This window comes from Novosphingobium sp. (assembly GCF_019748365.1).
GTDB lineage: Bacteria > Pseudomonadota > Alphaproteobacteria > Sphingomonadales > Sphingomonadaceae > Novosphingobium.
In genome coordinates, this window is sequence record NZ_JAIEPN010000058.1 from 1 (window position 1) to 24,820 (window position 24,820).

A 24,820-nucleotide genomic window follows, 5' to 3' on the forward strand; every position below is an offset into this window, starting at 1 on the left:
TCGACGAGGTCGAGGCGTTCCCACGGGAAGAAGTCGCCATCCGCCTTGCGGCCGAAGTGGCCATAGGCGGCGGTCGGCTGGTAGATCGGCTTGTTGAGCCCGAGGTGGGTGCGGATCGCGCGCGGGGTCAGGCCGCCGAGGCGGGTGATCGCGAGGATCGCAGCTTCGATCTTGTCGTCGCCGACAGTGCCGGTCTCGTGCGTATCGACGTAGAGCGAAAGTGGCTCCGAAACGCCGATCGCATAGGCGATCTGGATCGTGCAGCGCGTGGCAAGGCCTGCCGCGACCACGTTCTTGGCAAGGTAGCGGGTAATATACGCGGCCGAGCGGTCAACCTTCGTCGGATCCTTGCCCGAGAACGCGCCGCCGCCGTGCGGGGCTGCGCCGCCGTAGGTATCGACGATGATCTTGCGGCCGGTGAGGCCGGCGTCGCCGTCAGGACCGCCGATCTCGAACGAGCCGGTCGGGTTGATGTAGTACTTCGTATCGCGCAGCAGCACCGGCGGGATCACTTCCGCGATCACGCGCTTCACATAAGCGTGGAGCTCGGCTTCCTTCTCGCCTTCGTCATAGCCCGGCGCATGCTGGGTCGAGACGACGACCGCGGTCGCGGCAACGGGGAGCGAACCTTCGTAGCGCAGCGTGACCTGGCTCTTGGCGTCGGGCTCGAGGAACGGCGCTGTGCCCGAGTGGCGGTCGGCGGCCATGCGCTCCAGAATCTTGTGGCTGTAATAGAGCGTCGCAGGCATGAGGTCGGGCGTCTCGTCGGTCGCATAGCCGAACATGATGCCCTGGTCGCCCGCACCCTCGTCCTTGTTGTCTGCGGCATCGACGCCCTGCGCGATATGGGCCGATTGGCCGTGCAGACGATTGATGAACTCGAACTTCTCCCAGTGGAAGCCATCCTGCTCATAGCCGATGCGCTTCACCGTCTCACGAACGGTGGCTTCGATCTCTTCCTGCGCGCCGGGAGCCCATTCGCCATCCTCATAGACGCCCTTGCAGCGGATTTCGCCGGCCAGCACCACAAGCTGCGTGGTCGTCAGCGTCTCGCAGGCGATGCGCGCCTCGGGGTCCTTCGAGAGGAACAGGTCCACGATTCCGTCGCTGATCTGGTCGGCGACCTTGTCGGGGTGGCCTTCGGAAACGCTTTCGGACGTGAACAGGTAGTCGGTGCGCATGGGGGCTTCCTATGTGATATAAAGAATCCTTTATGTCGCCTCCCTAGCGACCTCTGCGCCGCCTTGCAACCACGAGCGCAGCACCCAGCAGCAACAGCGCCCAGGCAAGGGCAAGCCGGTTGCCAAGCCGGGCGAAGAGAGTGCTGGCGTGGGCGGGCGGCACCAGCCCGTCGAGCCGCCCTGCGGTGAGCCGCGGCACGAACTGGCGGACCACGCCATCGGCGTCGATCACCGCGCTGATTCCGGTTGTCGTGGAGCGAAGGACAGGTATGCCCTCCTCGATCGCGCGCATCCGCGCCTGCGCCAGATGCTGCGGCGGGCCCCAGGCGCCAAACCAGCCGTCGTTGGATGGGTTGAAGATATAGTCCGGCCGGTGCGCGCGGTCGGCCACTTCGCCCGAGAACACGATCTCGTAGCAGATCTGCAGCCCGGCCTTGCCCTGCACGCCCATGTCCAGCGTGCGTGGGCCGGGGCCGGGGAGGAAATCGAGACTGCCCGAAACCAGCCGCGAGAGACCCAGCGGCGCCAGCCATGCCCGCATTGGCAGGTATTCGCCATAGGGCACCAGATGCGCCTTCGCGTAGCTGCCGCGGATCGCGCCATCGGCGCCGAGCGCGGTGACGACATTGCGGGCTGCGGACACCTCGCCGCGCTCGACGATCAGATCGGTCGCGCCGGTCAGCAGGAGGCTGCCGGGCCCGATGACCTTGCCGATGCGGGCACGGGCCATCGCCGGGTCCGCCGCATAGGTCGTCGCGTTATAGAAGAACTGCGGATAGCCGGGCCGCAGATAGTCCGGCAGGCCGCCTTCGGGCCACAGCACGATCCGCGTCGCGCCCGGCGTGCGCGGCAGCGAAAGGCGCGCGATGTTCTGGAACTGGCCTTCGTAGAGGCTCGGATCGTTGATCGTGTCCTGCCCGATGTTCGGCTGGACGAGGGTATAAGCGAGGCGGCCCTCGCCGCCATGGCCATGCCAGGGCAGCAGCATGAGCGCGACGGGAAAGGCGGCCGTCATGGCAGCAGCATGCAGGCGCCCCGACTTTGCCGTGCGCCAGGCAAGCAGCCAGAAACCGGCGAGCAGCACGATGAGGCCGGAGAGCGCGTATGTCCCTGTCCAGGGCGCGATGGCGGCAAGCCCGGGTCGGTTGAAGCCGCCGAGCGCGGCCATGGCCAGCGGGTTCCATGCAAACCCGGTGAACAGGGTGGCACGCAGGTATTCCGTCAGGACCCAGAAGCCCGCAAACGCCGGAAGCAATGCGGCGCCCGTGCGCCTGGCCAGCCACGCCGCAAGGAAGGCGGCGAGCGCGGGATAGATGGCGAGGTAGATCGCCAGCAGCACGACAGCGATCCATCCCAGCCAGGCCGGCATCGCCGCCTGATAGGTGAACGCGGTCGCGATCCAGTTGTTGCCAAGCGTGAAATGGCCGAGCCCGAACAGCCATCCCGCCAACGCCGCGCTGCGGGCGGAACCGGCAAGCTCGATCCGTACGATCAGGAAGGCCAGCGCGCCGAGCGTGAAGGGCCAGAGCGCAAGCGGCTGAAAGCCGGTCGCCGCCAGCGCACCCGCACCGATCAGCGCGAGCGGCATCCAGCGTCTTGCCGACCGTTCCACGCGGGCGACCCTGCTCAAGCCCGTTCAGGCGCTGCGATCAGCCTTCCGCCGCTTCCGGCAGCGGATTCTTGCGCGGGCGCCCGCGACGCTTGGGGGCAGGTGCCTCCGCGGCGGGCGTTTCGACTGCGGGTGCCGGCGCCGGTGCTTCCTCTTCGACCGGCTCGGGAGCTGCGCGCACGCCGATGGCAGGCGGCAGGCTCAGCGGATCGAGCGCCGCGACCGGGGCCTCTTCAGCATCGCGGCGGGGGCGGCGATCGGTGCGGGGGCGCAGCCCGCGCTGCGAACGGCTCTCGCGCACGAAAGGGTTGTCGGCGACATCGCCGATCGGCTCGCCTTCGTCAGCGCGGACCATGCCTTCCGGCGCCCCAACTGCCGGCTCGAAACGAGGGCGCTGGTTCTCGCGCGGTTCGCGGTACTCGCGGGGTTCGCGGTTCTCGCGCGGCTCGCGGTTGTCACGCGGTTCACGGTTCTCGCGAGGTTCACGATTCTCGCGAGGTTCACGATTCTCACGCGGTTCTCGCTGGTCCCGGTTCTCGTCGCGCCGGATCTGCGGGCGGTCGAACGCCGGAAAATCGTTGTCCATCGAGAAGTCGGTGCCGTCGTCCTCGCCTTCGCCTTCGTTCCAGCGCTCGCCGTTGGGGCGCTGGCGCTGCTCGTCGACGCGGGTGCGGCTGTCGGCGATCACGCGGAAGTAGTGATCGGCGAACTGCAGGTAGTACTCGGCCTGAACACGATCGCCGTTGAGGTGAGCGTCCTGCGCCAGCTTGCGATACTTTTCGAGCATCTGGGGAGCATTGCCCCGCGCGCGGCTATCGATGCGGTTGAGTTGCTGACCGCCACCCTGCGGGCGGTTGTTGTTCCCGCGACCACGCCGGCGGTTGTTACCACGATTGTTGTTCAAGTCAGGCACTTTCCTGTTTCTGTGCAACCTTGACCCAAGCACGTTAAACTTTGTGTTCAACCTGGGCCCGACGTGGCGCAACTCGTGGGTCCTGTAGGGCAAGCCCCGCCGCCGCGCATATTCAACCACGATATGGTATGCTCGTGGTTCCCAGCATCTGCGCGTTGCCAGCCTGCCCTGCCGGCGATCGATGCAAATGGTGGATTGAGCCGGGACGGGAAGCCTTCATCCGTCGCCCTGCCTGAGCCCTGATTAGTGACGCGCTGCCGCCTTGCCAAGCGAAATGTTTGCCGAATTTACGCCATTTCGACGCAGCGTGGTCGTCCGGCGAGGTCCGGGTGGATTGCGGCGGTCAGCCCGGCGTCCCGCGCCAGCGCCGCGACAGCCTCGCCCTGTGTCGCCCCGATCTCGAACAGGGCGGTACCGCCGGGGGCCAGCAGCGCGGGTACGGCGGGCACCAGCAGGCGGTAGTCATCAAGCCCAAGCGGTCCGGCAAACAGCGCTTCGGCCGGTTCATGATCGCGCACCGACGGAGCCAGTTCGGCATCCGCTTCGACATAGGGTGGATTGGCCAGCACGAGATCGAACCGGCCCAGCCCGTCGGCCCAGCCGGTCTGCGTCCAGTCGCAGTCGATGATCTCGGCCCGTCCGGCAAGGCCATGGCGCGCGGCATTGCGCGTGGCGACGTCGCGCGCGGCCGCCGAGCGTTCCAGCCCGATCCCCTGCGCCTTGGGCCAGAGCGAAAGCGCCGCCAGCAGCAGTGCTCCGGAACCGGTTCCGAGATCGAGAACGCGCGCGGGCGGATGGCCTTCGCGGACGAGGCGGGCGACCTCGACCACGGCCTCGCTATCGCCGCGCGGGATCAGGACAGCCGGGCTGACTTCGAGATCGAGCCCGTAGAATGGTTGTGTGCCAAGGATATAGGCGATGGGCTCATGGTTCAGCCGCCGGTCCAGAATGGACGTGAAGTTCGCTGGAGGTCCGGAATGGAGGTGCCGCAGCAACAGTTCGGTGCGGGAAACGCCGAGCGCGTGCGCCATGAGCAGTTCGGCATCGAGCCGTGCGGTGTCGCTGGTGGCGGAAAGCCGCTCCGCCGCCTCGCGCAGTGCAGATCTGATGTCAGGCATCCATGGCCGCGAGGCGCTTGACCTGATCCTCGGCGGCCAGCGCGTCGATCAGTTCGCCAAGGCCGGGGCCTTCGAGAATCTCTGGCAGGCGGTGCAGCGTGAGGTTGATGCGGTGATCGGTCACCCGGCCTTGCGGGAAGTTGTAGGTGCGGATGCGCTCCGAGCGGTCGCCCGAGCCGACCATGGCCTTGCGCGCTTCGGCCTCGGCACCCTGCGCTTCGTCGCGCATCTTCTCGTAGAGCCGTGCGCGCAGGACCTGCATCGCCTTGGCCTTGTTCTTGTGCTGGCTGCGCTCGTCCTGGCAGGTGACGACGATTCCGGAGGGCAGGTGGGTGATGCGCACGGCGGAATCGGTGGTGTTCACATGCTGCCCGCCCGCGCCCGAAGCGCGGTAGATGTCGATCTTGAGGTCCTTGTCCTCGATCGCGACATCGACTTCGTCGGGTTCCGGCAGCACGGCGACGGTGGCGGCGCTGGTGTGGATGCGCCCGCCGCTTTCGGTCACGGGCACGCGCTGCACGCGGTGGACGCCGCTCTCGTACTTGAGCCGCGCAAACACCCCGGTGCCTGCGACATTGGCGACAACTTCCTTGAAGCCGCCGATCTCGTTGGCATTGGCCGAGACCATCTCGACCCGCCAGCCCTGTTCGGCGGCAAAGCGCTCGTACATGCGGAAGAGGTCGGCTGCGAACAGTGCCGCCTCGTCACCTCCGGTGCCGGCGCGGATTTCGAGCATGGCCGGGCGGCTGTCGGCGCTGTCGCGCGGCAGCATGGCGATGGCGAGGGCGCGTTCGGCTTCGGGAAGCTCGGTGCGCAGGTGCGCGATTTCCTCCTCGGCGAGGGCGCGCATCTCGGGATCGGGATCGGCGCTGGCTGAGAGGGCCGCCAGTTCACCCCGCATCGCGCTGACATGGGCAGCGGCGCGGGCGACGGGCTCCAGCTCGGCGTAGTCGCGGCTCGCGGCCACGAAGGCGGGGCCTTCGAGCGTACCAGACGCCAGCCGCGCTTCGAGTTCGGCGAAGCGGGATGCAATCTGGGCAAGGCGTTGGTCGGAGACGGTCATGGCCTGCCCCCCAAAACCCCGTCACCCTGAACTTGTTTCAGGGTCCATCGTGCCGCATGCTCGGATCCATGCCGACCGAGAAGCAACCTTGCGTCTACATCCTTGCAAGCGGGCACTACGGCACGACCTACATCGGCGTAACGTCCAACCTCATGCAGCGGCTGGCGCAGCACCGGGAAGGCATCACGCGCGGCTTCACCTCGCGCTACGCCGTCTACCGGCTCGTCCACTTCGAGATGTTCGGCGACATGGAGCGCGCGATTGCCCGCGAGAAGCAGCTGAAAAACTGGAAGCGGCCGTGGAAGATCAATCTGATCAACGGCGCGAACCCCGAGTGGCGCGACCTTGCGGTGGGGCTCGGTTTCCCACCCCTCGCTCCGCGCGTGCGGAGAGATGGACCCTGAAACAAGTTCAGGGTGACGGGGTTCAGTCCTCATCTGCCCCACGTTTCAACAAATTTCTGAAGACGTTCGCCCAGCTCTGAGATCGGACTCGACCGAATCTTCATGCCCGCTGTTCCATCCTGAATGCCAACTGCAATGAGGCAGTCAGCATTCATTTTCACTGCCTTGTCGAATCGCTTCCTTGGCGACCCTGTGGCCACCATTTCTGACACGAAACCATCGCGTCTCAGCGCTGCAATAAGACGGGTGGCATATTGCAACGCCGTATCGTCTTCCACTGCGACTACCACTTGAAGGCGCTCTTCAACAATCTGTCCATAATCAGCCACCAGCATCGCCAGCCGCTCGATCCCCGCGGCCCAGCCGACCGCCGGGGTGTGCGGGCCGCCCAGCGCTTCGATCAGCCCGTCGTAGCGCCCGCCGCCGAGCACGGTGCCTTGCGCACCCAGCCGGTCGGTGACGAATTCGAACGCGGTGTGGCGGTAGTAATCGAGGCCGCGAACGAGGGTGGGGGCGCGGGTCCAGGCGACGCCTGCGGCATCGAGCCCGGCGGTGACCTTGCCGAAGAAATCCTGCGCTTCCTGCGAGAGGAATGCGTCGATCTTCGGCGCATCCGCCGTGAACACCTTGTCGCGCGGGTCCTTGCTGTCGAGAATGCGCAGGGGGTTCTTCTCGAGGCGTTCCTGCGAATCTTCGGAAAGCTCGCCCTTCACCGCGCGGAAATAGTCGATCAGCGCGGCGCGCCACGCCTCGCGGCTCGGGGCATCGCCCAGCGTGTTGAGCTGGAGCGTGACGCCTTCCGCAATGCCCAGCTCCTTGAGGATCTGGTCCGCCATTACGAGCAGCTCGACGTCTGCCTGCGGTTCCCCGGCGCCGAGGATTTCGGCGTCGATCTGGTGGAACTGGCGATAGCGACCCTTCTGCGGGCGTTCGTAGCGGAAAAGCGGCCCATGCGTCGCGAGCTTCAGCGGCGCGTGCTGCTGCCAGCCGTTGGTGAGGTAGGCGCGCGCAATCCCGGCGGTGAATTCGGGGCGCAAGGTCAGCGATTCCCCGCTGCGATCCTCGAAGCTGTACATTTCCTTGGAAACGACATCGGTCGTCTCGCCCAGGCTGCGGCTGAACACGGCTGTCTTTTCGAACACCGGCATTTCCGCACGGCGGAAGCGGTATAGCCGGCGCACGCGCTCGAACGTCTCCACCACGAAGGCGAAGGCCTCGGCGTCCGGGCCGAAGATGTCCTGCGTGCCGCGGATGGCTTGCGGGGTCGCGGGGGCGGATTTGGTCTTGTCGCTGCTCATGTCAGTGCGCGCGATTAGCGGGAATGTGGCGACGGGGAAAGGGGCGCAGGCTGCCCACAGGTCGGCGCCGGTTGCAGTCGCGCAATGTTCGCGCCATGAAGCGGCGATGATCACGACCTCGACGCGCGCTTTGCGCCCCGCCGCCCTGCTGACTTTCGCCGCAGCTCTGCTTTCCACCGCCGGCCCGGTATGGGCGCAAGTCCAGCCGCCGTCGAACACCCGGCCGATGGCGGTGCCGATCGCGCAGACGATTCCGGACGCCGAGGACAAGCCCTATCCGGGCACGATCCAGCTGATGATCGATGCCAGCGACACCACGACCGGCGCCTACCGCGTGACCGAGACGATCCCAGTGCCCGCCGGCCAGTCGAAGCTGACGCTGCTCTATCCCAAGTGGCTTCCCGGCAACCACGGCCCCAAGGGCACGATCGCCGAGCTCGTCGATGTCCGCTTCTACGCGGGCGGACGGTTGCTGAGCTGGACCCGCGATCCGGTCGATGTTTTTGCGTTCCATGTTGATGTGCCGGCGGGCGCGGGCGAAGTGACCGCGAAGTTCATCCACACCTCGCCGCTGCGCGAAAGCGAGGGCCGCGTCACCATGACGCGCGAGATGCTCAATCTGCAGTGGGAGAAGATGAGCCTCTATCCGGCCGGATACTACGTGCGGCAGATCAAGGTGCAGCCGACCGTCACTTTTCCGGCGGGCTGGCAGGTCTTCACCGCGCTCGATGGCAAGACAGCGAGCAACAACGTGGTGACCTGGAGCGTGACCGACTACGAAACGCTGGTCGATTCGCCGATCTTTGCCGGGCTCTACGCCGCGCGGCACGATCTGGGTCAGGGTGTCTGGTTCGATCTCGTGGCGGACAAGCCCGAACTGCTCAAGATCGCGCCGGAGAACCTGCAGGTCTTTCGCAACATGGTCGACGAGGCGATGCTGGCGTTCGGCGCCAAGCATTTCGATCACTACGATTTCCTGCTGGCGATGACCGACCGCATGGGCGGGATCGGCCTCGAGCATCACCGTTCGAGCGAGAACCAGTACGAGCCGCGCACGCTGGTCGACTGGGCGGCCGGCGATTGGGACCGCAATGTGATCCCGCACGAGTTCTCGCATTCGTGGGACGGCAAGTATCGCCGTCCGGCGAAGCTCTGGACGCCGGACTACCGCGCGCCGATGCAGGACAACCTGCTGTGGGTCTATGAAGGGCAGACGCAGTTCTGGGGCCTGGTCCTCGCGGCGCGTTCGGGGGTGCAGAGCAAGGATCAGGTGCTGGGCCAGCTCGCCAACTATGCCGGGTCCTTCACGCAGTATCCGGGGCGCGAGTGGCGCTCGGTCGAGGATACGACGCATGATCCGATCATGGCGAGCCGCAAGCCCAAGCCCTTCTCATCGCTTGCGCGCAACGAGGAATACTACACCGAAGGCGCGCTGGTGTGGCTCGAAGCCGAGGCGATTCTGCGCGAAGGCACGGCGGGCAAGAAGGGCATGGACGATTTCGCCAGGGCTTTCTTCGGCATGAAGGACGGCGACTGGGGCGTGCTGACTTACGAGCTGGAGGATGTCGTCAAGACGCTGAACGGGCTCTATCCCTATGACTGGGCAGGGTTCTTCAAGACCCGGATCCAGACCCCGGGCCAGCCTGCGCCGCTCGGCGGGATCGAGCGCGGTGGCTACAAGCTGGCATGGAAGGAAGAACCCAATCCTTTCGACAAGGCGCGGATGGCGTCGGCGAAGTTCATTTCGCTCAACCATTCGATCGGCCTTGCCATCGACAATGACGGGCGGATAACCGGCAGCCGCTGGGATAGTGCAGCGTTCAAGGCGGGGCTGGTGACCGGGATGCAGATCCTCTCCGTGAACGGCAAGACCTATGATCAGGATACGATCAAGGCTGCGATCACGGCAGCCAAGGGCACTTCGGCACCGATCGAACTGATCGTGAAGCGCGATGATGTCGTGCGCACGGTGCAGGTGCAGTACCATGAGGGGCTGCGCTGGCCGTGGCTGGAACGCGCGGCGCCGGGCACAATGCCTACCGGGCTCGACAAGCTGTTGGCGCCGCGCGCGCTGGCGGCAAAGCCGGCGGCCAAGAAGCCCGCCGCGAAGTAGCGTGGACGGCAGCGGCGGCACCAGCGCTGAACGGGCCAGACGGCGGTTCGGCCAGCGTTTCGCCCCGCTGCGTTTCGTGCTGTTTCTGGTTCTGCTGGTTGCGGGGGCAACCGCGCGTGGCTGGATGACCGGTTTCGGCGATCTGGCCGATGCCCTCGTCGTCGGCTTCGATCTGGCCGCCGCGGGCTTCCTGCTCTCGCTGATCCCGCTGCTGCGCGAATGCGACATCGCAACGATGCGGCGGCATTCGGAAGAGAACGATGCCAACCGCACTATCGTGCTGGCCGTCAGCACATTGATCACGCTGGTTGTCATGGCCGCCATCGCGGGTGAATTGCCCGCGGCCAAGCATGGCGAGCCGGGCGCGCTGCTGCGGCTGATCCTCACGCTGCTGCTGACCTGGCTTTTCGCCAACGTGGTCTATGCCCTGCACTATGCCCACGAATACTACCGGGCCGGTGCGGTTCCCGGCGAACATGCGGGCGGACTGGAGTTTCCCGGCAGCGGGCATCCCGACTACCTCGACTTCGCCTACTTCTCGCTCACGCTGGGCATGACGTTCCAGACCTCCGATGTGGAGATCTCCTCGCGGTCGATTCGCCGGATCGTTACCGCCCATTCGTTCGCGGCCTTCATTTTCAATATCGGCGTGATTGCCTTCACCATCAACGGGATCGGCGGAATCTGAAGGGCGAGCTCCTGTCGGCCCCTCACGTTCATGTTGCGGCGCACAACACGCGGCGCTAGAGGGCGCTCACATTTCCCACGCCACACCGGCACAGCGAAGGCATCCCATGCGCATCGACATGATCCCTACCGGCGAAAATCCGCCCGAGACGCTCAATGTGGTCATCGAAGTGCCGGTGGGCGGCGAGCCGGTGAAGTACGAGTTCGACAAAGCCTCGGGCGCCCTGTTCGTCGATCGCATCCTGCACACGCCGATGCGCTATCCCGCCAATTACGGCTTCGTGCCCCACACGCTGTCGCCCGACGGTGACCCGCTCGACGCGCTGGTGATCGCGCGCTCGCCGTTCGTTCCGGGCTCGGTCGTGCGGGTGCGTCCGATCGCGGTGCTCAACCTCGAGGACGAGCATGGCGGCGACGAGAAGCTCGTCTGCGTGCCCGACGACAAGACCTTCCCCTACTACCGCGATGTGGCCGAGAAGAGCGACCTGCCGGAGATCGTGCTCCAGCAGATCGAGCACTTCTTTACCCACTACAAGGACCTCGAAAAGGAAAAGTGGGTCCGCGTCGGCAAGTGGGGCGGTGCCGAGGATGCCAAGCGCATCACGATCGAGGCGATCGAGCGCGCCAAGGCCGCGAAGTAAGGCTTGCCTGAGGGCGCTGCGGCGCCCTCAATCCCCCGCGACGCTGAGGCCGTCGATGCGCAGCGTCGGTACGTCGATGCCGCGCCATGTTTCGAGGTTGTCCGCCGCGACGAGCCGCGCAAACATGTCGATCAGATTGCCCGCGACGGTGAATTCGGCAATCGGCCCGGCGACCTCGCCGTTCACGATGCGAAAGCCCGAAGCACCCCGGCTGTAGTCGCCGGTCACACCGTTGACGCCGTGGCCGATGAGCTCGGTGACATAGATGCCGTCGGCGATGTCGGCCATCAGTGCGGTACGGCTCACCGAGCCCGGCTGCAGCACGAGATTGCCCGCCGTGACATGCGGCGCGCCCGATCCCCCGCGCGAGGCGTGGCCGGTGGGCGCGGCGCCGAGCTGGCGCGCGGCGGCCGAATCCATCAGCCAGCCGGTGAGGCGACCCTTCTCGACGAGGTTGCGGGGCCCCGTCGGCAGGCCTTCGCCATCGAACGGGCGCGAGCGCGGACCGCGCCGGCGCAGCGGGTCTTCGCTGATGGTGATCGCCGTATCGAAGATCTGCGCGCCATCCTTTTCCAGCAGGAAGCTGGCGCGGCGCGCAATGGCGGAGCCCGACATGGCGCCAAGCAGATGGCCGATCAGCGAACTGCCGACCCGCGGATCGAACACGATGGGATAGGTGCCGCTCTTGACCCGGCCGGGATTGACGCGGGCAACGGTGCGCTCACCCGCTTCGCGGCCGATCTCGGCGGGCGATGGCAGGTCTGCCGCGTGGCGCGCGCTGCGCCAGGAGTAATCGCGCTGCATGCCGCTGTCCGTGCCTGCGAGAACGCTGGCCGAGCGGCCGTGGCTGGTCGCGCCATAGGCGCCGCTGAAGCCATGGCTGGTGGCGAGCGCGACAACGCCGCGCCCGGCGCTGGCACTGCCGCCTTCGCTGTTGGTGACGCCGGGAACGGCACGGGCGGCGTCTTCGGCTTCTTCGGCCCAGCGCCGCAGCGTTTGCGGATCGGGTTCGTCCGCATCGACGAGATCGAGATCGGTCACGCCGGTGCGCAGCAGCATCTCTTCAGGCGCAAGGCCGGCAAACTTGTCGGCGGGTGCGGCGCGCGCCATGTCGACCGCGCGGCTGGCGAGTTCGTCGAGCGCGCTGTCGCCAAGGTCGGTCGAGCCGATGGACGCCGAGGCACCGCCGACGAAGACGCGCAGGCCGATGTGTTCGGATTCCGAACGCTCGACGTCCTCAAGCGCACCGAGGCGGACCGAGACGGCCTCGGACGAATCAGCAATGTAGACGGCGTCGCCGGCTTCGGCTCCGGCCTTCAGCGCACGCTCGATCAGGGCGTGGCAGCGCTCCTGCGCCTCTTGGGGGGAAAGCATCGGGGAAACGGGCCTTTCAAGCGGACTGACGTCGGGCCCTGCATATAGGCGCCGCCGCGCGGCGGGCAATCAGAACAGCGAAACGAGCATCCGGAAAACGGCGGCGAGCAGAAACGGCAGGCCGATCGCGACAGCCCATGTTGCCAGCTGATCGCGGCGGAAACTGGCCCGCAGCGCGGGATCGGCGGCTTCGCTGTCGGTCAGCGCTTCCCAGCGGCGTTCGAAGTGGCGGAACATCGGGATGACCCCGGCAACCAGCACGACCAGTGCCATCATCGGCAGCATCGATCCGCTGGTGCCTTCCAGCGTGCGCAAGGTCACAAAGATCTGGAGGCTGGTGTAGACAAGCAGGCTGTAGGCGACCGTGTCGCTCATCCGCTTGCGCCAATCGAGTGCGTGGCCGTGCATGGCGGTGCCTTCGCGTCCCGGATCCGCGGCAATGCTCTTGCGCATCGTTGGTGCCCCTGTCTTGTGCCTCTCCTTGCGAAGTAGACCACGAGTCCGGCCATGTTTCAAGCACTGCAATATTACCGGCGGCCTTTCCCGGTGAAGCGCGCGGCGAGACATGCATAAATCCTGCCAAAGGCACTTAGACGGGCTTTGCCGACGCTGCGGACCGGGCTATGGACCTTCTCGATTATGGACGAAACGCCCGCCACCGCGACCAACCACGCTACCCTGGAGCAGGGCGGGCTGGAAGTTGTCTCGATCGCCAAGAGCTATGACAAGCGCGCGGTGCTCACCGATATCTCGCTTTCGGTCGGCAAGGGCGAAGTGCTGGGGCTGCTCGGCCCCAACGGTGCGGGCAAGACCACCTGCTTCTATTCGATCATGGGCCTGGTGCGGCCGGATTCAGGGCGCATCCTGCTCGATGGTGTCGATATCACGCGTCTGCCGATGTATCGCCGCGCCATTCTCGGGCTCGGCTATCTGCCGCAGGAAACCTCGATCTTCCGGGGCATGACGGTCGAGCAGAACATCATGACGGTGCTCGAACTGGTCGAGCCGGACAAGATCACTCGCGCCGCGGAGCTTGACCGGCTGCTCGACGAGTTCGGCCTCACCCGCCTGCGCACCTCGCCCGCCATGGCGCTTTCGGGCGGTGAGCGGCGGCGCTGCGAGATTGCCCGCGCGCTGGCGGCGAACCCGTCGATCATCCTGCTCGACGAACCTTTCGCGGGCATCGATCCGCTCTCGATCAGCGATATCCGCCACCTTGTCATCGATCTCAAGAACCGCGGCATCGGCGTGCTGATCACCGATCACAACGTGCGCGAGACGCTCGATATCGTCGACCGGGCCTGCATCATCTATGGCGGGCAGGTGCTGTTTGCCGGCAGCCCCGAGGCGCTGGTGGCCGATCCCAACGTGCGCCGGCTCTATCTGGGCGAGGGCTTCACGCTATGAAGCCCCCCGAGAAGGTAGGATAGCGGATCATGGCGCTGGGTCCGCGGCTCGATCTCCGCCAGAGCCAGTCACTGGTCATGACTCCGCAGCTCCAGCAGGCGATCAAGCTGCTGGCGTTGTCGAACCTCGAGATCGAGACCTTCATCGGCGAGGCGCTGGATTCGAACCCGCTGCTCGAACTGGGTGACAGCGCGCCCGAAGGCGGCATCGACGCGGCGCTGGATGGCGAGCCGGACGGTCTGCGACGGACGACGCTGGAAAACTCGCCGGTGGATCAGCTCGTCAGCGAAGGGCGCGCAGCGGATGACCGCCCGCTCGACATCGACGCCACTGCACTTGACCGCGACCGCGATACCGGAGACGGCGTAAAGAGCGATTTCACCGACAGCCTTGGTGATTTCGGCAACAGCGGTGCAGGCGGTGAAGCGCCGGATATCAACGAGCGCGGCGGCGCCGACGAAACGCTGGCCGAGCATCTCCATGCCCAGATCGGTGCGGTTACCTCGGACCCGGCCCTGCTGTTTGCCGCGCGCTGGCTGATCGATCAGATCGACGAGGCGGGCTACCTCACGACGTCGCTCGATGAAGCCCGCGAGGCGCTCGACCTGCCGCAAGTCGCGATGCAGGCGGCGCTGGACCTTGTCCAGTCGCTCGATCCCACCGGGGTCGGCGCGCGCAATCTTGGCGAATGCATCGCGCTGCAGGCGCGCGAAGCGGACCGCTACGATCCCTGCATGGCGCGGCTGATCGACAATCTCGACTTGCTCGCGCGCGGCGAGATCGCGCGGCTCAAGCGGCTGTGCCAGGTCGATGACGAGGACTTTTCGGACATGCTGCGCGAACTGCGCAGTTATGATCCCAAGCCGGGCCTGCGTTTCGGCAGTCGCGCCGCCGAGGCGGTCGTGCCCGATATCCTTGTACAGGCGGTGATCGGCGACGATGGCGCGCCCGGCTGGGACATCGCGCTCAATCCCGCGACTTTGCCGCGCCTCGTTGTCAACCGGCGCTACTATGTCGAGATGCGGCACGCCTGCGTCAGCAAGGATGCCAAGGCCTGGCTGGGCGAGCGGATGGCCGATGCCAACTGGCTGCTGAAAGCGCTCGACCAGCGGCAGAAGACGATCCTCAAGGTCGCGGCGGAGATCGTGAAGCAGCAGGAAGGGTTCTTCCAGCTGGGCGTTGCGCATCTGAAGCCGCTTACCCTGCGCACTGTGGCCGAGGCGATCTCGATGCACGAATCGACCGTGAGCCGCGTGACGTCGAACAAATACCTCCACTGCGCGCGCGGCACTTTCGAACTCAAATACTTCTTCACCTCGGGTGTCGCCTCGTCCGACGGGGAAAGCTCGGTTTCGGCCGAAGCGGTAAAAGCCGCGATCCGCCAGCTGATCGATGCGGAGGACCCCAAGGCGGTCCTTTCGGACGACACGCTGGTCGATCTCCTCAAGGCGCGCGGCTTCGACCTCGCGCGGCGCACGGTGGCGAAGTACCGCGAGGCGATCGGCCTCGGGAGCTCGGTCCAGCGCCGCCGACAGAAGGCGCTGGCGGGGGTGCGTTAGCTGGGCCGTTCGGCCAGCATATGCTGGATCATGCCCTGCAGATGGGCGTCATAACGCGCGAGGACGGTGTGATCCTCTGCCGTTTGCCAGTGCGTCACCAGTTCGCGGCCGTTCCACCAGTGCAGGGCATAGCCGGGCGGATCGGCGACGATGAGCGGGCGCTCGTCGGGGGCGTCGGGATCGATTGGCCTGAGGTCGAGCGCGATCTGCGGAGCGGTCGAGGGACAGGTGGCGACGACGAGGCCTTCCCAATGGGCCACAATCGCGCGGTGGATATGCCCGCAGACGAGGCCGATCACATTGCTCCGATCGCGCAGACAGGCTGCGAGGCGTTCGACCCAGGGCTCGGCCGGGTCGGTGTTCATCCAGGCGATGCCCACCTCGATCGGCGGGTGATGCTGCACGATCAGCGTTTTGCGGGTGGGCTCGGCATCGAGCGCAGCGGTGAGCCACGCGGCGCGCTCCTCGCAGAAGGCACCGCCGTGGCGGCCTTCCTCCAGCGTATCGAGCACGAGCAGGCGCAGGGCCGGTGTTTCGATGACATATTGCAGGAAGCCGCCGGAGAAGGTCGCTTCCGGAAAGACTGCGGCGAAATTCGCGCGTTCATCGTGGTTGCCGAGCGCGAAGTAGACCGGGAAGGGCAGGCCGGAGAGCGCTTCGCTCAGCCGTTCATAGCTGGCGCGGTCGCCGCGATCGATCAGGTCGCCGGTGGCAAGCAGCAAGTCCGGCTGCGGCACCATCTGCGCCAGTTCCGCGACCACCCGGTCCAGCCGCTGGCGGTTGAACTCCCCCGGGCTGTCGGGCTCGAAGCCCAGATGGATATCGGTGATCTGCGCGATCAGCATCCGGCGGTCCCCAAGCCTTCCCGCGTCAACGTACAATCGGCGGATGGCGCGGGCGATCCCACGCTGCCGTGCGCAGCGCAGGGCCCTTGCGCTTGTTTGCCGGCTTCCACGGAGCGCCACTGTCCATATGATATTCGTGGCACATCGCGCAGCCCGATGCGACCGGTTCCTTGACATGCGCGCTGGCCAGTTTCGCGCCGCCTTCGCCGACATGGCACGAGCGGCAACCGCCAGCGCCGTCAATCCCCGGCACCAGCACGGCATCGGCATCGTTCGAGGTGGCCGCCTTCACGTGGCAGGTCACGCATTCGGCCTTGCGGTGGTCCTTGTGATCGAACCAGCCCTTGCTGTAGTAGCGCCCGTTCTGCACGGGCTTCTGCACAGTGAAGCCCGCCGTAGCCGCGCTGCCCTCCCCGTTTCTGGCGCGCCCGATCGTGTGGCAATCGTAGCATAGGCCGCCCTTGCTGAAGACCTGCGCCACGGCTTCGTCGGCCTGCATCGGATAGAAATGAACGGCGCGGGCATAATCCGCCGCGGTCGATTGCTGGGCCGCTGCGCCCGGAATGCGGCGCGCCATGCCGGAAAGGCTTGCCGGACGCGGTGGCATCCCGCCCCGGAACGCGGCGCGCAGATCGGCGACGACCTGATCGGGCTGGCCATGGTGCAGCGTGCGGAAGGTGCCGCCGATTTCGTCGAACGTGAGCGAATGGCACGATTGGCAAGCCTTCTCCATTTCGACCGGCTTGAACCGCGCCCCGCCGCTGTCGGTCTGGTGGCAGTCCGCGCAATTGAGCGCATCGCCAGCCGCAAACTCGCCCGGACGGCGGCGTACCATCTGGGCGATGCCGTTCATTTTCGACAGGTGCTGGGCGTGGGTGAACTTGAGCCCGGTGCTCTCTTTCATGCCCTCCTGCCAGACGGCGCGCTGGAACCAGGGTTTGCCCTTCCCGTCGATCCCGGCCACGAGCATAGGCCGGAACCGGGGATGGGCCGTCCCGAAATCGGCGGCATCGGCGATCTTCGTGTCGGGCAAGCGCGTCTTCAATCCATCGTGGCAGGTGGTGCAGAATTGCTGCTGCGTGGCAGGCATAGCACCCGCGCCTTCGTGTTCGGTGTGACAATCGACACACCGGCCGGCGGGCTTGTTGAAGGCACTCGCCACCGCGCGCTGGAACCCGGCAAACCCGGTCGGTTCGCCCCGTGCCTTGAGCAGCCGCGCGCCATCGGCGATGTGTTGGTGCGCATCCTCCTTGTGGCAGGTCATGCAGGCATTGTCGCGCACGGCCACGAAGGGCTGGATGTGGCAGGCCTGGCAATCGCCGCCGAGGTTCTTGTGCGCGAGGCTGAGCGTGCCCGAGGACCATGCAGCATCGCCGTGAATGCCCGCCGGGCGCCGCGCATCCTTGTGCAGCGCGAGCGGCTGGTAGGTCGCCCACGACCAGATCGGCACCGCGAGGAACGCCAGCAGCACGAGCGCGGCAAAGCCCCAGGCCGAGAGGCGCTTGCCCGGCATCAGTTTCTGCAGGGTATAGGCGCTGCCGATGTCGATGGCCTCGGCGCTTTCCGAAACGGCTTCGATCCGGCGCACCGTGAAGGCCGGGAGCCCGCTTTCCGCCTCGCGCGCCAGGGTGATGCGGTGGCCGCCGAAGCCGAGTTCGGCACCGGTCGCGATCTCAAGCTCGCTCGACGTGGCAGAGCGGCCATTCACGGTGAAAGGCTGCACGCCGATCGATTCGATCAGCAGCCTGTCGGCATCGATCGCGCGGATACGGGCGTGGCGGGGATCGACGGCGAGGTCGGCCAGATGGATGCCGGACGACCCGTCGCGGCCGATGACGAGGACGTCGCTCTCGACGACCGCGCGGCGGACGATTTCCTCCCCGCTGGACTTGAGCGCGATCTGCCGGACGACGAAACTCATCGGCGCGCTCACCAATAGAAGAAGACGCTGACCACATGCGCAGAGAGCGCGGCGATCAGCGCGAAGGTCATGGGCACATGGACATAGAGCCAGGCCTGCAGCCAGCCCTTGATCCTGAGGTGGCGGCGCAGCCGCGCCAGCATGGCTTCCTTGCGGGTGAGCAGCGCGTCCACCTTGTCGAGCGGATCATCGGCCCTGCGCGGCCGGTGCGCGCGCAAGCGTCGCAGCTCTCCCGCCGCCTCGCGTGTGGCATCGCCGGGGTAGCGGCCGGTCAGGCGATTGACGATCGAGCCGGTGAAAGGATCCTGCTCAAGGCTGCGGCCCACCAGCCTGGCACATTCGGGATCAAGCGGCTGCGCGGCGTCATGAAGCTGGCGATCGAGCGAGCGCAGCGCCTCGACCATCTGCTTCTCGGTAATCGCGCCTTCCGCGTCGTAGCGATTGGCCGAAAGCGCGCGGGGAAGCGTGGCGTAGGCCGTCACCCCGAAGATGCCCGAGATGATCACGATCATCATCAGCGTCCAGGCCAAGGTGTGGACATTCCAGCCAAACGCGAAACCCGAATGGAGCGTGCCGATCACGATCAGCAGCACGCCGAGCCAGACATGCGCCGAGGTCCACCCTTTCAGGGACCAGCGCCCCGGCGTGATCGCGCGCTTGCGCATGCCCAGCGCCGTCAGCCACAGGATCAGCAGCGCGCCCAGCGTACCGAGCGTATAGCCCAGCCAGCTTGAGCCGAAGTGGTGCGGGGGCAGCGGCACGAGAATGTAGAGCAGGATCAGCGCACCAGCGAGCGCGGCGGAAATCTTGATCCACTTGCCATTCCTGTGGACGAGGAAGCCCTCGTGCGTGCTTTGCCGTTCCCGCGTCGCGCCGGTGCGGCGGCGGGGTGCGGGGGCAGGCGCAGGAGTGGTCGCCATGGCTCAGGCCCCCTCGTTCTCGAGCCGCGCCACGGTCAGGAACTCGTCGGGCGAGACGCGGATGGCGGCGCCGGTCGGGCAGGCGCGCACGCAGCTGGGGCCGCCTTCGATCCCCGCGCACATGTCGCACTTGATCGCCTTCTTGCGGTCCAGCGCTTCGTCGATGGCCGGATCGCCAGTGTACTTGGTGTTTTTCTTCGACCACTTGTACGGCGGCTCGCCCGGTCCCGGCCCGCTGCCGAACAGCAGCCACGAGAGCAGCGAGGGCTTCTTCGGCGGCACCTTGTCCATGCGGATCACGCCGTAGGGGCAATTGCGCTGGCAATTGCCGCAGCCGATGCAGGTGTCGTTGATGAAGACCTCGCCGTCCGGCCCGCGGTGGATCGCGTTGGGCGGGCAATCGGCCATACAGTGCGGATGCTCGCAGTGGCGGCATGACGTCGGCACGTGGAGATGCGCGAAGCTCTTGCCTGCCTCGCGGTCGAGCCTTGAAAGCCCGTCGTGGCTGTCGGCGCAGGCCTTCTCGCAGTTGTCGCAGCCCACACAGAGCCGCTCGTCGATGAGGAGCACGTCGGTTGCCTCGCCCAGCCCCTGCGAGACGAGGAATTTGGCCTGCTCCGAATAGAGATCGACGACCCCGGAAAAGCCTTCCTTCTTCGATTCGACGAAGGCATTGGTGGCGCGGCGCGCGGCCATGTCCTTGCGGGCCCGCTCCAGCAAGGCGGGCTTGGCCGCGAGCACCCGCGCAAAGGCCTCACCGTCGATCCTGATCACCTCGCTCTTGATCGCCGCACGCACCGTGGCGGTCCGCTGGCCGCCATCGATCAGCGCCATTTCGCCGACATAGGAACCGGCGGGAAGGTAGGAGAGGAACACCGGCTTCCCGCCGACGATCTTCTCGACGATCATCGAGCCGACGCGGATCACGAAGACATCCTTGTCGTCGGCGCCTTCGGTGATGATCGCTTCGCCTGCGCGCACCGGCATGATCTTCGCGGTATCGACCACTTCGCGCACGTCGTCTGGTGTGAGGCCCGAGCCGAACATCTGCAGCAATTGCCGCTCGGTCGAAATGCGCTCGATCGCCCGCCGCGCGCTCGGCACCTGGCTCTGCAGCTTGAGCGCGGCGTTGCGGCTGATCTCGACGCAGATGCAATCGCTCGCCGCCACCACCGTCGCACCGCGCCGCCGCCCCGAAATGAGGCCGACTTCGCCGAAGATCGAACCCTGCTGGATCGGCACGACCTTGCTGGCATCGCTCGGGTCGATCCGCACATGGACCGATCCCTCTGCAATCGCGAAGAGCGAGGAGCCGGGATCGTTCTTCTCGAAGATCGTCTCGCCTGCCTTGTAAAACCGCGCGTCGGAATCGAGCATGAACTCGCGCAGCTGCAAGGTCGTCATGCCGCTCAGGATCGCGATATTGGTGCGCAGCAGTTCCAGCCAGTCGGCCACGCCGCGCGTGCCGGGAAGGTCTGCGAACTTGGCTTCGAGCAGCGGTTCATCCGCCGGTTTGAGATCGGTATTGCCACTGATGAACTCGATGACGTCGTAGCCCTGGTTCATGCAGTGCTTGATCAGCGGATAGCCCGCGAGCGCGCCGATCACGAAAATGCCGGGCGCGGTCGATTCGAATTGCGGCGAAAGCGTCGGGAAGGCGAGCCGGTCATTGCTCGCGAACGCGATGCCGCAGCCTTCGACAAAGCCGCGCGGCGGGGCCGAACCGATACGCGCGATGATCCGGTCGCAGCGGATGCGCTCCTCGCCGTCGCGGGTATTCAGCGTGATCCAGCCCGGCTCGATTGCCTTGGTCTCGGTTTCGTAGCGGATCGTCAGCTTGCCCGCCGCGTCGTCCTCGACCAGTGCCTTGGCGTTGGGCTCCTTGGCGGTTGCGAAGCTTTCCCGCACGTTGGCCGACTTGGGCGAACGGTTGAGAATGGTGACGACATTGCCCTGCGCCGGGTCCTCGGCCAGCCCGCGCGCGTTCTCGATTCCCGCGTCGCCGGTGCCGACAACGACGACATGTTCGTCGAGCACCGCGTAAGGATCATCGAGCTGGTACGTCACGTGCGGCAGATCCGCGCCTGGGCAGCGCATCAGGTTGGGGTTGCCCTGCGTGCCGATGGCGAGCACGACCGCTTCGGCCATCACGACTTCTCCGCTTGTCAGCGTGATCGCATAAGGCGGGGCGTAGCGCTGCAATTCGGTGGTGGTGGTCGATCCGTCGCGTGCGCGGGTCACGATCTTCTGGACCGAGCCCTCGATAGCGGGGCCGGTGCCGCAGATCGACTTGACCTCGGCGTTGTACTTCACACGGACGCCGAGTTCCTCGGTGCGCTTGTTCCAGCGGCCAAGGATATCCTCGCGCTTGCCAGCATCGAATTCCTGGTCGGATCGCAGCACGAGCTGTGACGGCGTTGCCATCACGTGCTTGCCCTTCTGGTACTTGTAGATCGTATCGGAGAGATGGTCGGTTTTCTCGAGCAGCACATGCGGCAGCCCCAGCTGCGCCGCCCGGCTCGCCGCGCTCATCCCGGCCGGGCCGGACCCTATGATGGCAACCTTGTAAACCTCACTCACCGGTGCAGGTCCCCCGACTGCGGCCCCGTCAGCTCAGATGTCTAGCCAATGCGGCACGCTTTGCCAGCCGCAATTTGGCCAGGCCTGCGCTGCGGTCCGTCTTGCCCGGCTGCGCGATGCGCTGCTGCTGCGCCGCTTGCATGGTGCGGGGGGCAGAGGATATGCCCGGCATCGAGGGGCAGCGCCGATCGCGGCGCACAAGGGAGCATGTGATGACCGAGGCCGAACCTACGTCGACCCCAGAACCTGCCCGCTCGTCCCCCGCTTCCGCTTCTGCTGCCAACACCTCGTCGGGGCGCGGCGGCCGCCTGGTTCTCGTGCTCGCGTTGGTCGTCGCGCTCACCGCCGGCAGCGTCGCGGTCTGGCGCGGGCAGCGAGATGCCGAGATCATTGCCCTGCCGCCTGCCCCCACCGAAAGTCAGGCCCCTTCGGTGGACGACGTGATCACCCGTCTGGAAGCGCGGCTCAAGGCCAAGCCCGACGATGCCGAGGGCTGGCGCATGCTCGGCTGGTCGTATTTCCAGACGGAGCGCTATGCCGAAGCGGCCACCGCACTCAAGGAAGCGACCAAGCTCGATTCCACCCATGCGGAGACCTACTCGTTCCTCGGCGAATCGCTGGTCCTGGCCAGCAAGACCGAGGGCAGGATCCCGGCGGACGCGCAGGTCGCTTTCAGGAAGGCGCTCAAGCTTGATCCCAAGAATGCGCGGGCGCGCTATTTCCGTGCCGTGGCGATGGATCTGGCGGGGCAACACCGCAAGGCGATCGATGCGTGGTTTGCGCTCTTGAAGGACACGCCTTCGGACGCGCCCTATGCCGAAGATATCCGCGCGGTGATCAAGAACGTGGGGGATCGCTACAAGATCCCCTACGAGGAGCGCCTCGCCGCCGCCCAGTTTGCCGCGCCCACCAGCGGCACGGCGACCAATGGCCCGGCGGTTGCCGCGGGCGCCATTCCGGGACCCTCCTCGGCCGAGATCAAGGCTGCATCCACTTTGCCCAAGGGCCAGCAGGAAGCGATGATCCGCGGCATGGTCGATGGGCTGGAAGCAAAGCTCACGAAGAATCCGGGCAACGCCGATGGCTGGATCATGCTGATGCGCAGCCGCATGCAACTGGGTGAACCCGGCAAGGCGGCCAAGGCCCTCGAGGGCGGCCTTGCGGCCTTCCGCAACGATCTGGGCACCACTCGCAAGCTGCGCGAAGCAGCCGCCGCGATCAGTGTGCCGGGTGCGTCTCCTGCCCGATAAGGTGCGACTTCTTAAAAAAGGTTTCGCCGCGCTCTACGCGCATGATCGCCCCAGAAGGCTCTCGTCAAGGCGCTTAACTATTGACAAGAAATGAGAATTTGCCAAGCTGGCGGGCGCTTGCAGGGTTCCGCCATGCGAACGGTACCGGGCTTGTCGCTTACGATAAATTAACCTTTCATGTTCATTGGTCATATGGTTAATGACGGTGAAGACCCTCGGTTAGGGGTCTGAGCCATCGGGGAATGGCAATAAGGGGCTGATCCATGCGCGTACTGCTGATCGAGGACGAGCCGACCACGGCCAAGGCGATTGAGCTTATGCTCACGACCGAAGGTTTCAATGTCTATGCAACCGATCTCGGGGAAGAAGGCCTCGATCTCGGCAAGCTCTATGATTACGACATCATCCTTCTCGACCTCAACCTGCCCGACATGCACGGGTACGACGTGCTCAAGAAGCTGCGCGTCGCCAAGGTGCAGACGCCGGTGCTGATCCTCTCCGGCATTGCCGAGATGGACTCCAAGGTCCGCAGCTTCGGTTTCGGTGCCGACGACTACGTGACCAAGCCCTTCCACCGCGAGGAGCTCATCGCCCGCATCCACGCCGTGGTGCGCCGCTCGAAGGGTCACTCGCAGTCGGTCATCCGCACCGGCAAGCTTTCGGTCAACCTCGATGCCAAGACGGTCGAGGTCGACAGCGCCCGCGTCCATCTGACGGGCAAGGAATACGCGATGCTCGAGCTGCTTTCGCTGCGCAAGGGCACCACGCTGACCAAGGAAATGTTCCTCAACCATCTCTATGGCGGGATGGACGAGCCGGAACTCAAGATCATCGACGTGTTCATCTGCAAGCTGCGCAAGAAGCTTGCCCATGCCTGCGACGGCGAGAACTACATCGAAACCGTCTGGGGCCGCGGCTATGTGCTGCGCGATCCGGATGACAAGCTGGATGTCGAAGCGGCCTGATCGGCCAGAAATCCCCCCGGTGATCGACCTCCCCGTGCAGCGGCCCGTCAGCAATGGCGGGCCGCTTGCGTTTTGGGTGTTCAACCGATCCGGCGGAAGGTGTTGGTTTCCAGCCTGGGCATGGCCGAGCCCGCCCAGATGATCGTCTCGGTCATCGAACGGCGATCGCGCGAAACGGTGTAGACCCGCGTCGAAACCGGCGCGCCATCCTTGCCTAGCGTCATCACCAGCGTACCCGGCGCCGGTTGGCGCAGGGAACCGCTGTCGATGAAGCCCATGTTCCCGGTGACCGGTACAGGCGCGGCATCAAGCGCCGCCGTGGATTCGGCATGCAGGCTGCCGCCATCGGGATTCACGATCTGGACCTCGGTCGTCCAGCGCTGATCGGGCGCAACGCTGAAACTGATGGTGACGCTGCGCGGCCGTTCCTCGGCCGGGACGCCGGTCACGTCCAGAGCCCAGCGGCCGACCAGCGGCGAGGCACGGGCGGCGCTTGCGAGAGCCGGGGTGGCTTGCGGCAGGGCAGCGTTGAACGGTGCGTCTGCCGCCATGAGCAGCGATCCTGCGGCGATGAGAGGCGTGGCGATAAGCATGGCAATCCTTCCTTTCGGTCCTGACAGCCCGCGACGTGCAGGCTGGACCGATCCCTCTGCCGGGGAGGACGCTGCTGCCAGATCAGGATTTCTGTCCCAGATTTTCTGGGCACCCAGTTGCCGGGCCAGTTCGCGGCTGCTGCCCATGCCGGTCTTGCGCCGGGCATCGCGGAGCCGCTCGTTGATCGAGGCTTCGGTTCGGTCGAGCTGAACGGCAATGGACTTGATCGTGTGCCCCTCGGCCAGCAGCCGCAGCACTTCAAGCTCGCGCGCGGTCAGCTTTTCCGCAAGCGAACCCGGCCCACGCGCGGGCGCACCGGTCAGACGTTCCATGGCCGACATGGTTTTCGAGTGACCACATGCCCCGCCGGGCGTCCAT

21 protein-coding genes are annotated in these 24,820 nt (G+C 66.0%); 8 read left to right on the forward strand and 13 right to left on the reverse strand.

What is annotated here, in order from left to right; genetic code table 11:
- The 5 genes from metK to prfA form a co-directional block, all read right to left on the reverse strand.
- Positions 1–1,181, reverse strand: a 1,181-nt coding sequence (gene metK / locus K5Q19_RS08135) for a methionine adenosyltransferase (RefSeq protein ID WP_292943237.1), incomplete at its 3' end; no start/stop codon positions are given.
- 43 nt (positions 1,182–1,224) lie between these two features.
- Positions 1,225–2,769, reverse strand: a complete 1,545-nt coding sequence (gene lnt / locus K5Q19_RS08140; protein WP_292943441.1) for an apolipoprotein N-acyltransferase — start codon at positions 2,767–2,769, stop codon at positions 1,225–1,227.
- A 61-nt stretch (positions 2,770–2,830) separates the two neighbouring features.
- The gene (locus K5Q19_RS08145) at positions 2,831–3,694 is read right to left on the reverse strand and encodes a DUF4167 domain-containing protein (protein WP_292943240.1); all 864 of its coding nucleotides are present in this window, start codon (positions 3,692–3,694) and stop codon (positions 2,831–2,833) included.
- Between the two features lie 296 nt (positions 3,695–3,990).
- On the reverse strand, positions 3,991–4,821 hold the full coding sequence (prmC, locus tag K5Q19_RS08150) for a peptide chain release factor N(5)-glutamine methyltransferase (protein ID WP_292943242.1): 831 nt from the start codon (positions 4,819–4,821) through the stop codon (positions 3,991–3,993).
- Positions 4,814–5,884, reverse strand: coding sequence for a peptide chain release factor 1 (gene prfA, locus K5Q19_RS08155; RefSeq protein ID WP_292943245.1), 1,071 nt, complete (start codon positions 5,882–5,884; stop codon positions 4,814–4,816). The genes prmC and prfA overlap by 8 nt, the downstream gene beginning before the upstream one ends.
- A 56-nt stretch (positions 5,885–5,940) precedes the next feature.
- Here prfA and K5Q19_RS08160 point away from each other — a divergent pair, with 56 nt between their 5' ends.
- Entirely contained in the window at positions 5,941–6,288 is a 348-nt protein-coding gene (locus K5Q19_RS08160) for a GIY-YIG nuclease family protein (protein ID WP_292943248.1), read from the forward strand.
- Positions 6,289–6,317: 29 nt separating this feature from the next.
- Here K5Q19_RS08160 and hisS read toward each other — a convergent pair whose 3' ends face one another.
- Positions 6,318–7,586, reverse strand: a complete 1,269-nt coding sequence (gene hisS, locus K5Q19_RS08165; RefSeq protein WP_292943251.1) for a histidine--tRNA ligase — start codon at positions 7,584–7,586, stop codon at positions 6,318–6,320.
- Positions 7,587–7,692: 106 nt separating this feature from the next.
- On the opposite strand from hisS, the gene K5Q19_RS08170 reads away from it, so the two are divergent.
- The 3 genes from K5Q19_RS08170 to ppa all read left to right on the forward strand — a co-directional run bounded on the left by K5Q19_RS08170 (position 7,693) and on the right by ppa (position 11,027).
- Positions 7,693–9,699 (forward strand): peptidase M61, encoded by a 2,007-nt coding sequence (locus tag K5Q19_RS08170; protein ID WP_292943254.1) that lies wholly within the window; start codon positions 7,693–7,695, stop codon positions 9,697–9,699.
- Between the two features lies 1 nt (position 9,700).
- A complete protein-coding gene (locus K5Q19_RS08175; protein ID WP_292943256.1) occupies positions 9,701–10,387 on the forward strand; it encodes a DUF1345 domain-containing protein in 687 nt (228 codons plus the stop codon).
- Positions 10,388–10,493: 106 nt separating this feature from the next.
- Positions 10,494–11,027 (forward strand): inorganic diphosphatase, encoded by a 534-nt coding sequence (gene ppa, locus K5Q19_RS08180; protein WP_292943258.1) that lies wholly within the window; start codon positions 10,494–10,496, stop codon positions 11,025–11,027.
- Positions 11,028–11,054: 27 nt separating this feature from the next.
- Here ppa and K5Q19_RS08185 read toward each other — a convergent pair whose 3' ends face one another.
- Positions 11,055–12,401: a metallopeptidase TldD-related protein gene (locus K5Q19_RS08185; RefSeq protein WP_292943261.1), complete on the reverse strand. Its 1,347-nt coding sequence runs from the start codon at positions 12,399–12,401 to the stop codon at positions 11,055–11,057.
- A gap of 69 nt (positions 12,402–12,470) precedes the next feature.
- Positions 12,471–12,854 (reverse strand): hypothetical protein, encoded by a 384-nt coding sequence (locus tag K5Q19_RS08190; protein ID WP_292943264.1) that lies wholly within the window; start codon positions 12,852–12,854, stop codon positions 12,471–12,473.
- A 186-nt stretch (positions 12,855–13,040) separates the two neighbouring features.
- On the opposite strand from K5Q19_RS08190, the gene lptB reads away from it, so the two are divergent.
- Together lptB and rpoN are read left to right on the forward strand one after the other, a co-directional pair.
- Positions 13,041–13,808: an LPS export ABC transporter ATP-binding protein gene (gene lptB / locus K5Q19_RS08195; RefSeq protein ID WP_292943267.1), complete on the forward strand. Its 768-nt coding sequence runs from the start codon at positions 13,041–13,043 to the stop codon at positions 13,806–13,808.
- Positions 13,809–13,837: 29 nt separating this feature from the next.
- The gene (gene rpoN, locus K5Q19_RS08200) at positions 13,838–15,367 is read left to right on the forward strand and encodes an RNA polymerase factor sigma-54 (RefSeq protein ID WP_292943269.1); all 1,530 of its coding nucleotides are present in this window, start codon (positions 13,838–13,840) and stop codon (positions 15,365–15,367) included.
- Here the strand turns inward: rpoN and K5Q19_RS08205 are convergent.
- From K5Q19_RS08205 to K5Q19_RS08220, 4 genes are read right to left on the reverse strand one after another with little or no spacing between them, the layout of a single operon-like run.
- The gene (locus K5Q19_RS08205) at positions 15,364–16,212 is read right to left on the reverse strand and encodes a phosphodiesterase (protein ID WP_292943271.1); all 849 of its coding nucleotides are present in this window, start codon (positions 16,210–16,212) and stop codon (positions 15,364–15,366) included. The genes rpoN and K5Q19_RS08205 overlap by 4 nt on opposite strands.
- A gap of 25 nt (positions 16,213–16,237) precedes the next feature.
- Complete coding sequence (locus K5Q19_RS08210) at positions 16,238–18,133, reverse strand: cytochrome c3 family protein (RefSeq protein ID WP_292943274.1); 1,896 nt, start codon at positions 18,131–18,133, stop codon at positions 16,238–16,240.
- An 8-nt stretch (positions 18,134–18,141) separates the two neighbouring features.
- Positions 18,142–19,053: a hypothetical protein gene (locus K5Q19_RS08215; protein ID WP_292943277.1), complete on the reverse strand. Its 912-nt coding sequence runs from the start codon at positions 19,051–19,053 to the stop codon at positions 18,142–18,144.
- Between the two features lie 3 nt (positions 19,054–19,056).
- Positions 19,057–21,633, reverse strand: coding sequence for a cyclic nucleotide-binding domain-containing protein (locus K5Q19_RS08220; protein ID WP_292943280.1), 2,577 nt, complete (start codon positions 21,631–21,633; stop codon positions 19,057–19,059).
- 212 nt (positions 21,634–21,845) lie between these two features.
- On the opposite strand from K5Q19_RS08220, the gene K5Q19_RS08225 reads away from it, so the two are divergent.
- Positions 21,846–22,883, forward strand: a complete 1,038-nt coding sequence (locus tag K5Q19_RS08225; RefSeq protein ID WP_292943283.1) for a tetratricopeptide repeat protein — start codon at positions 21,846–21,848, stop codon at positions 22,881–22,883.
- 263 nt (positions 22,884–23,146) lie between these two features.
- Positions 23,147–23,848 carry a response regulator transcription factor CtrA gene (gene ctrA / locus K5Q19_RS08230; protein ID WP_054121404.1) on the forward strand — a complete coding sequence of 234 codons (702 nt, stop codon included), beginning with the start codon at positions 23,147–23,149 and terminating at the stop codon, positions 23,846–23,848.
- 80 nt (positions 23,849–23,928) lie between these two features.
- On the opposite strand, the gene K5Q19_RS08235 is transcribed toward ctrA, so the two are convergent.
- Positions 23,929–24,774 (reverse strand): helix-turn-helix transcriptional regulator, encoded by an 846-nt coding sequence (locus K5Q19_RS08235; RefSeq protein ID WP_292943287.1) that lies wholly within the window; start codon positions 24,772–24,774, stop codon positions 23,929–23,931.
- Between the last annotated feature and the right edge of the window lie 46 nt (positions 24,775–24,820).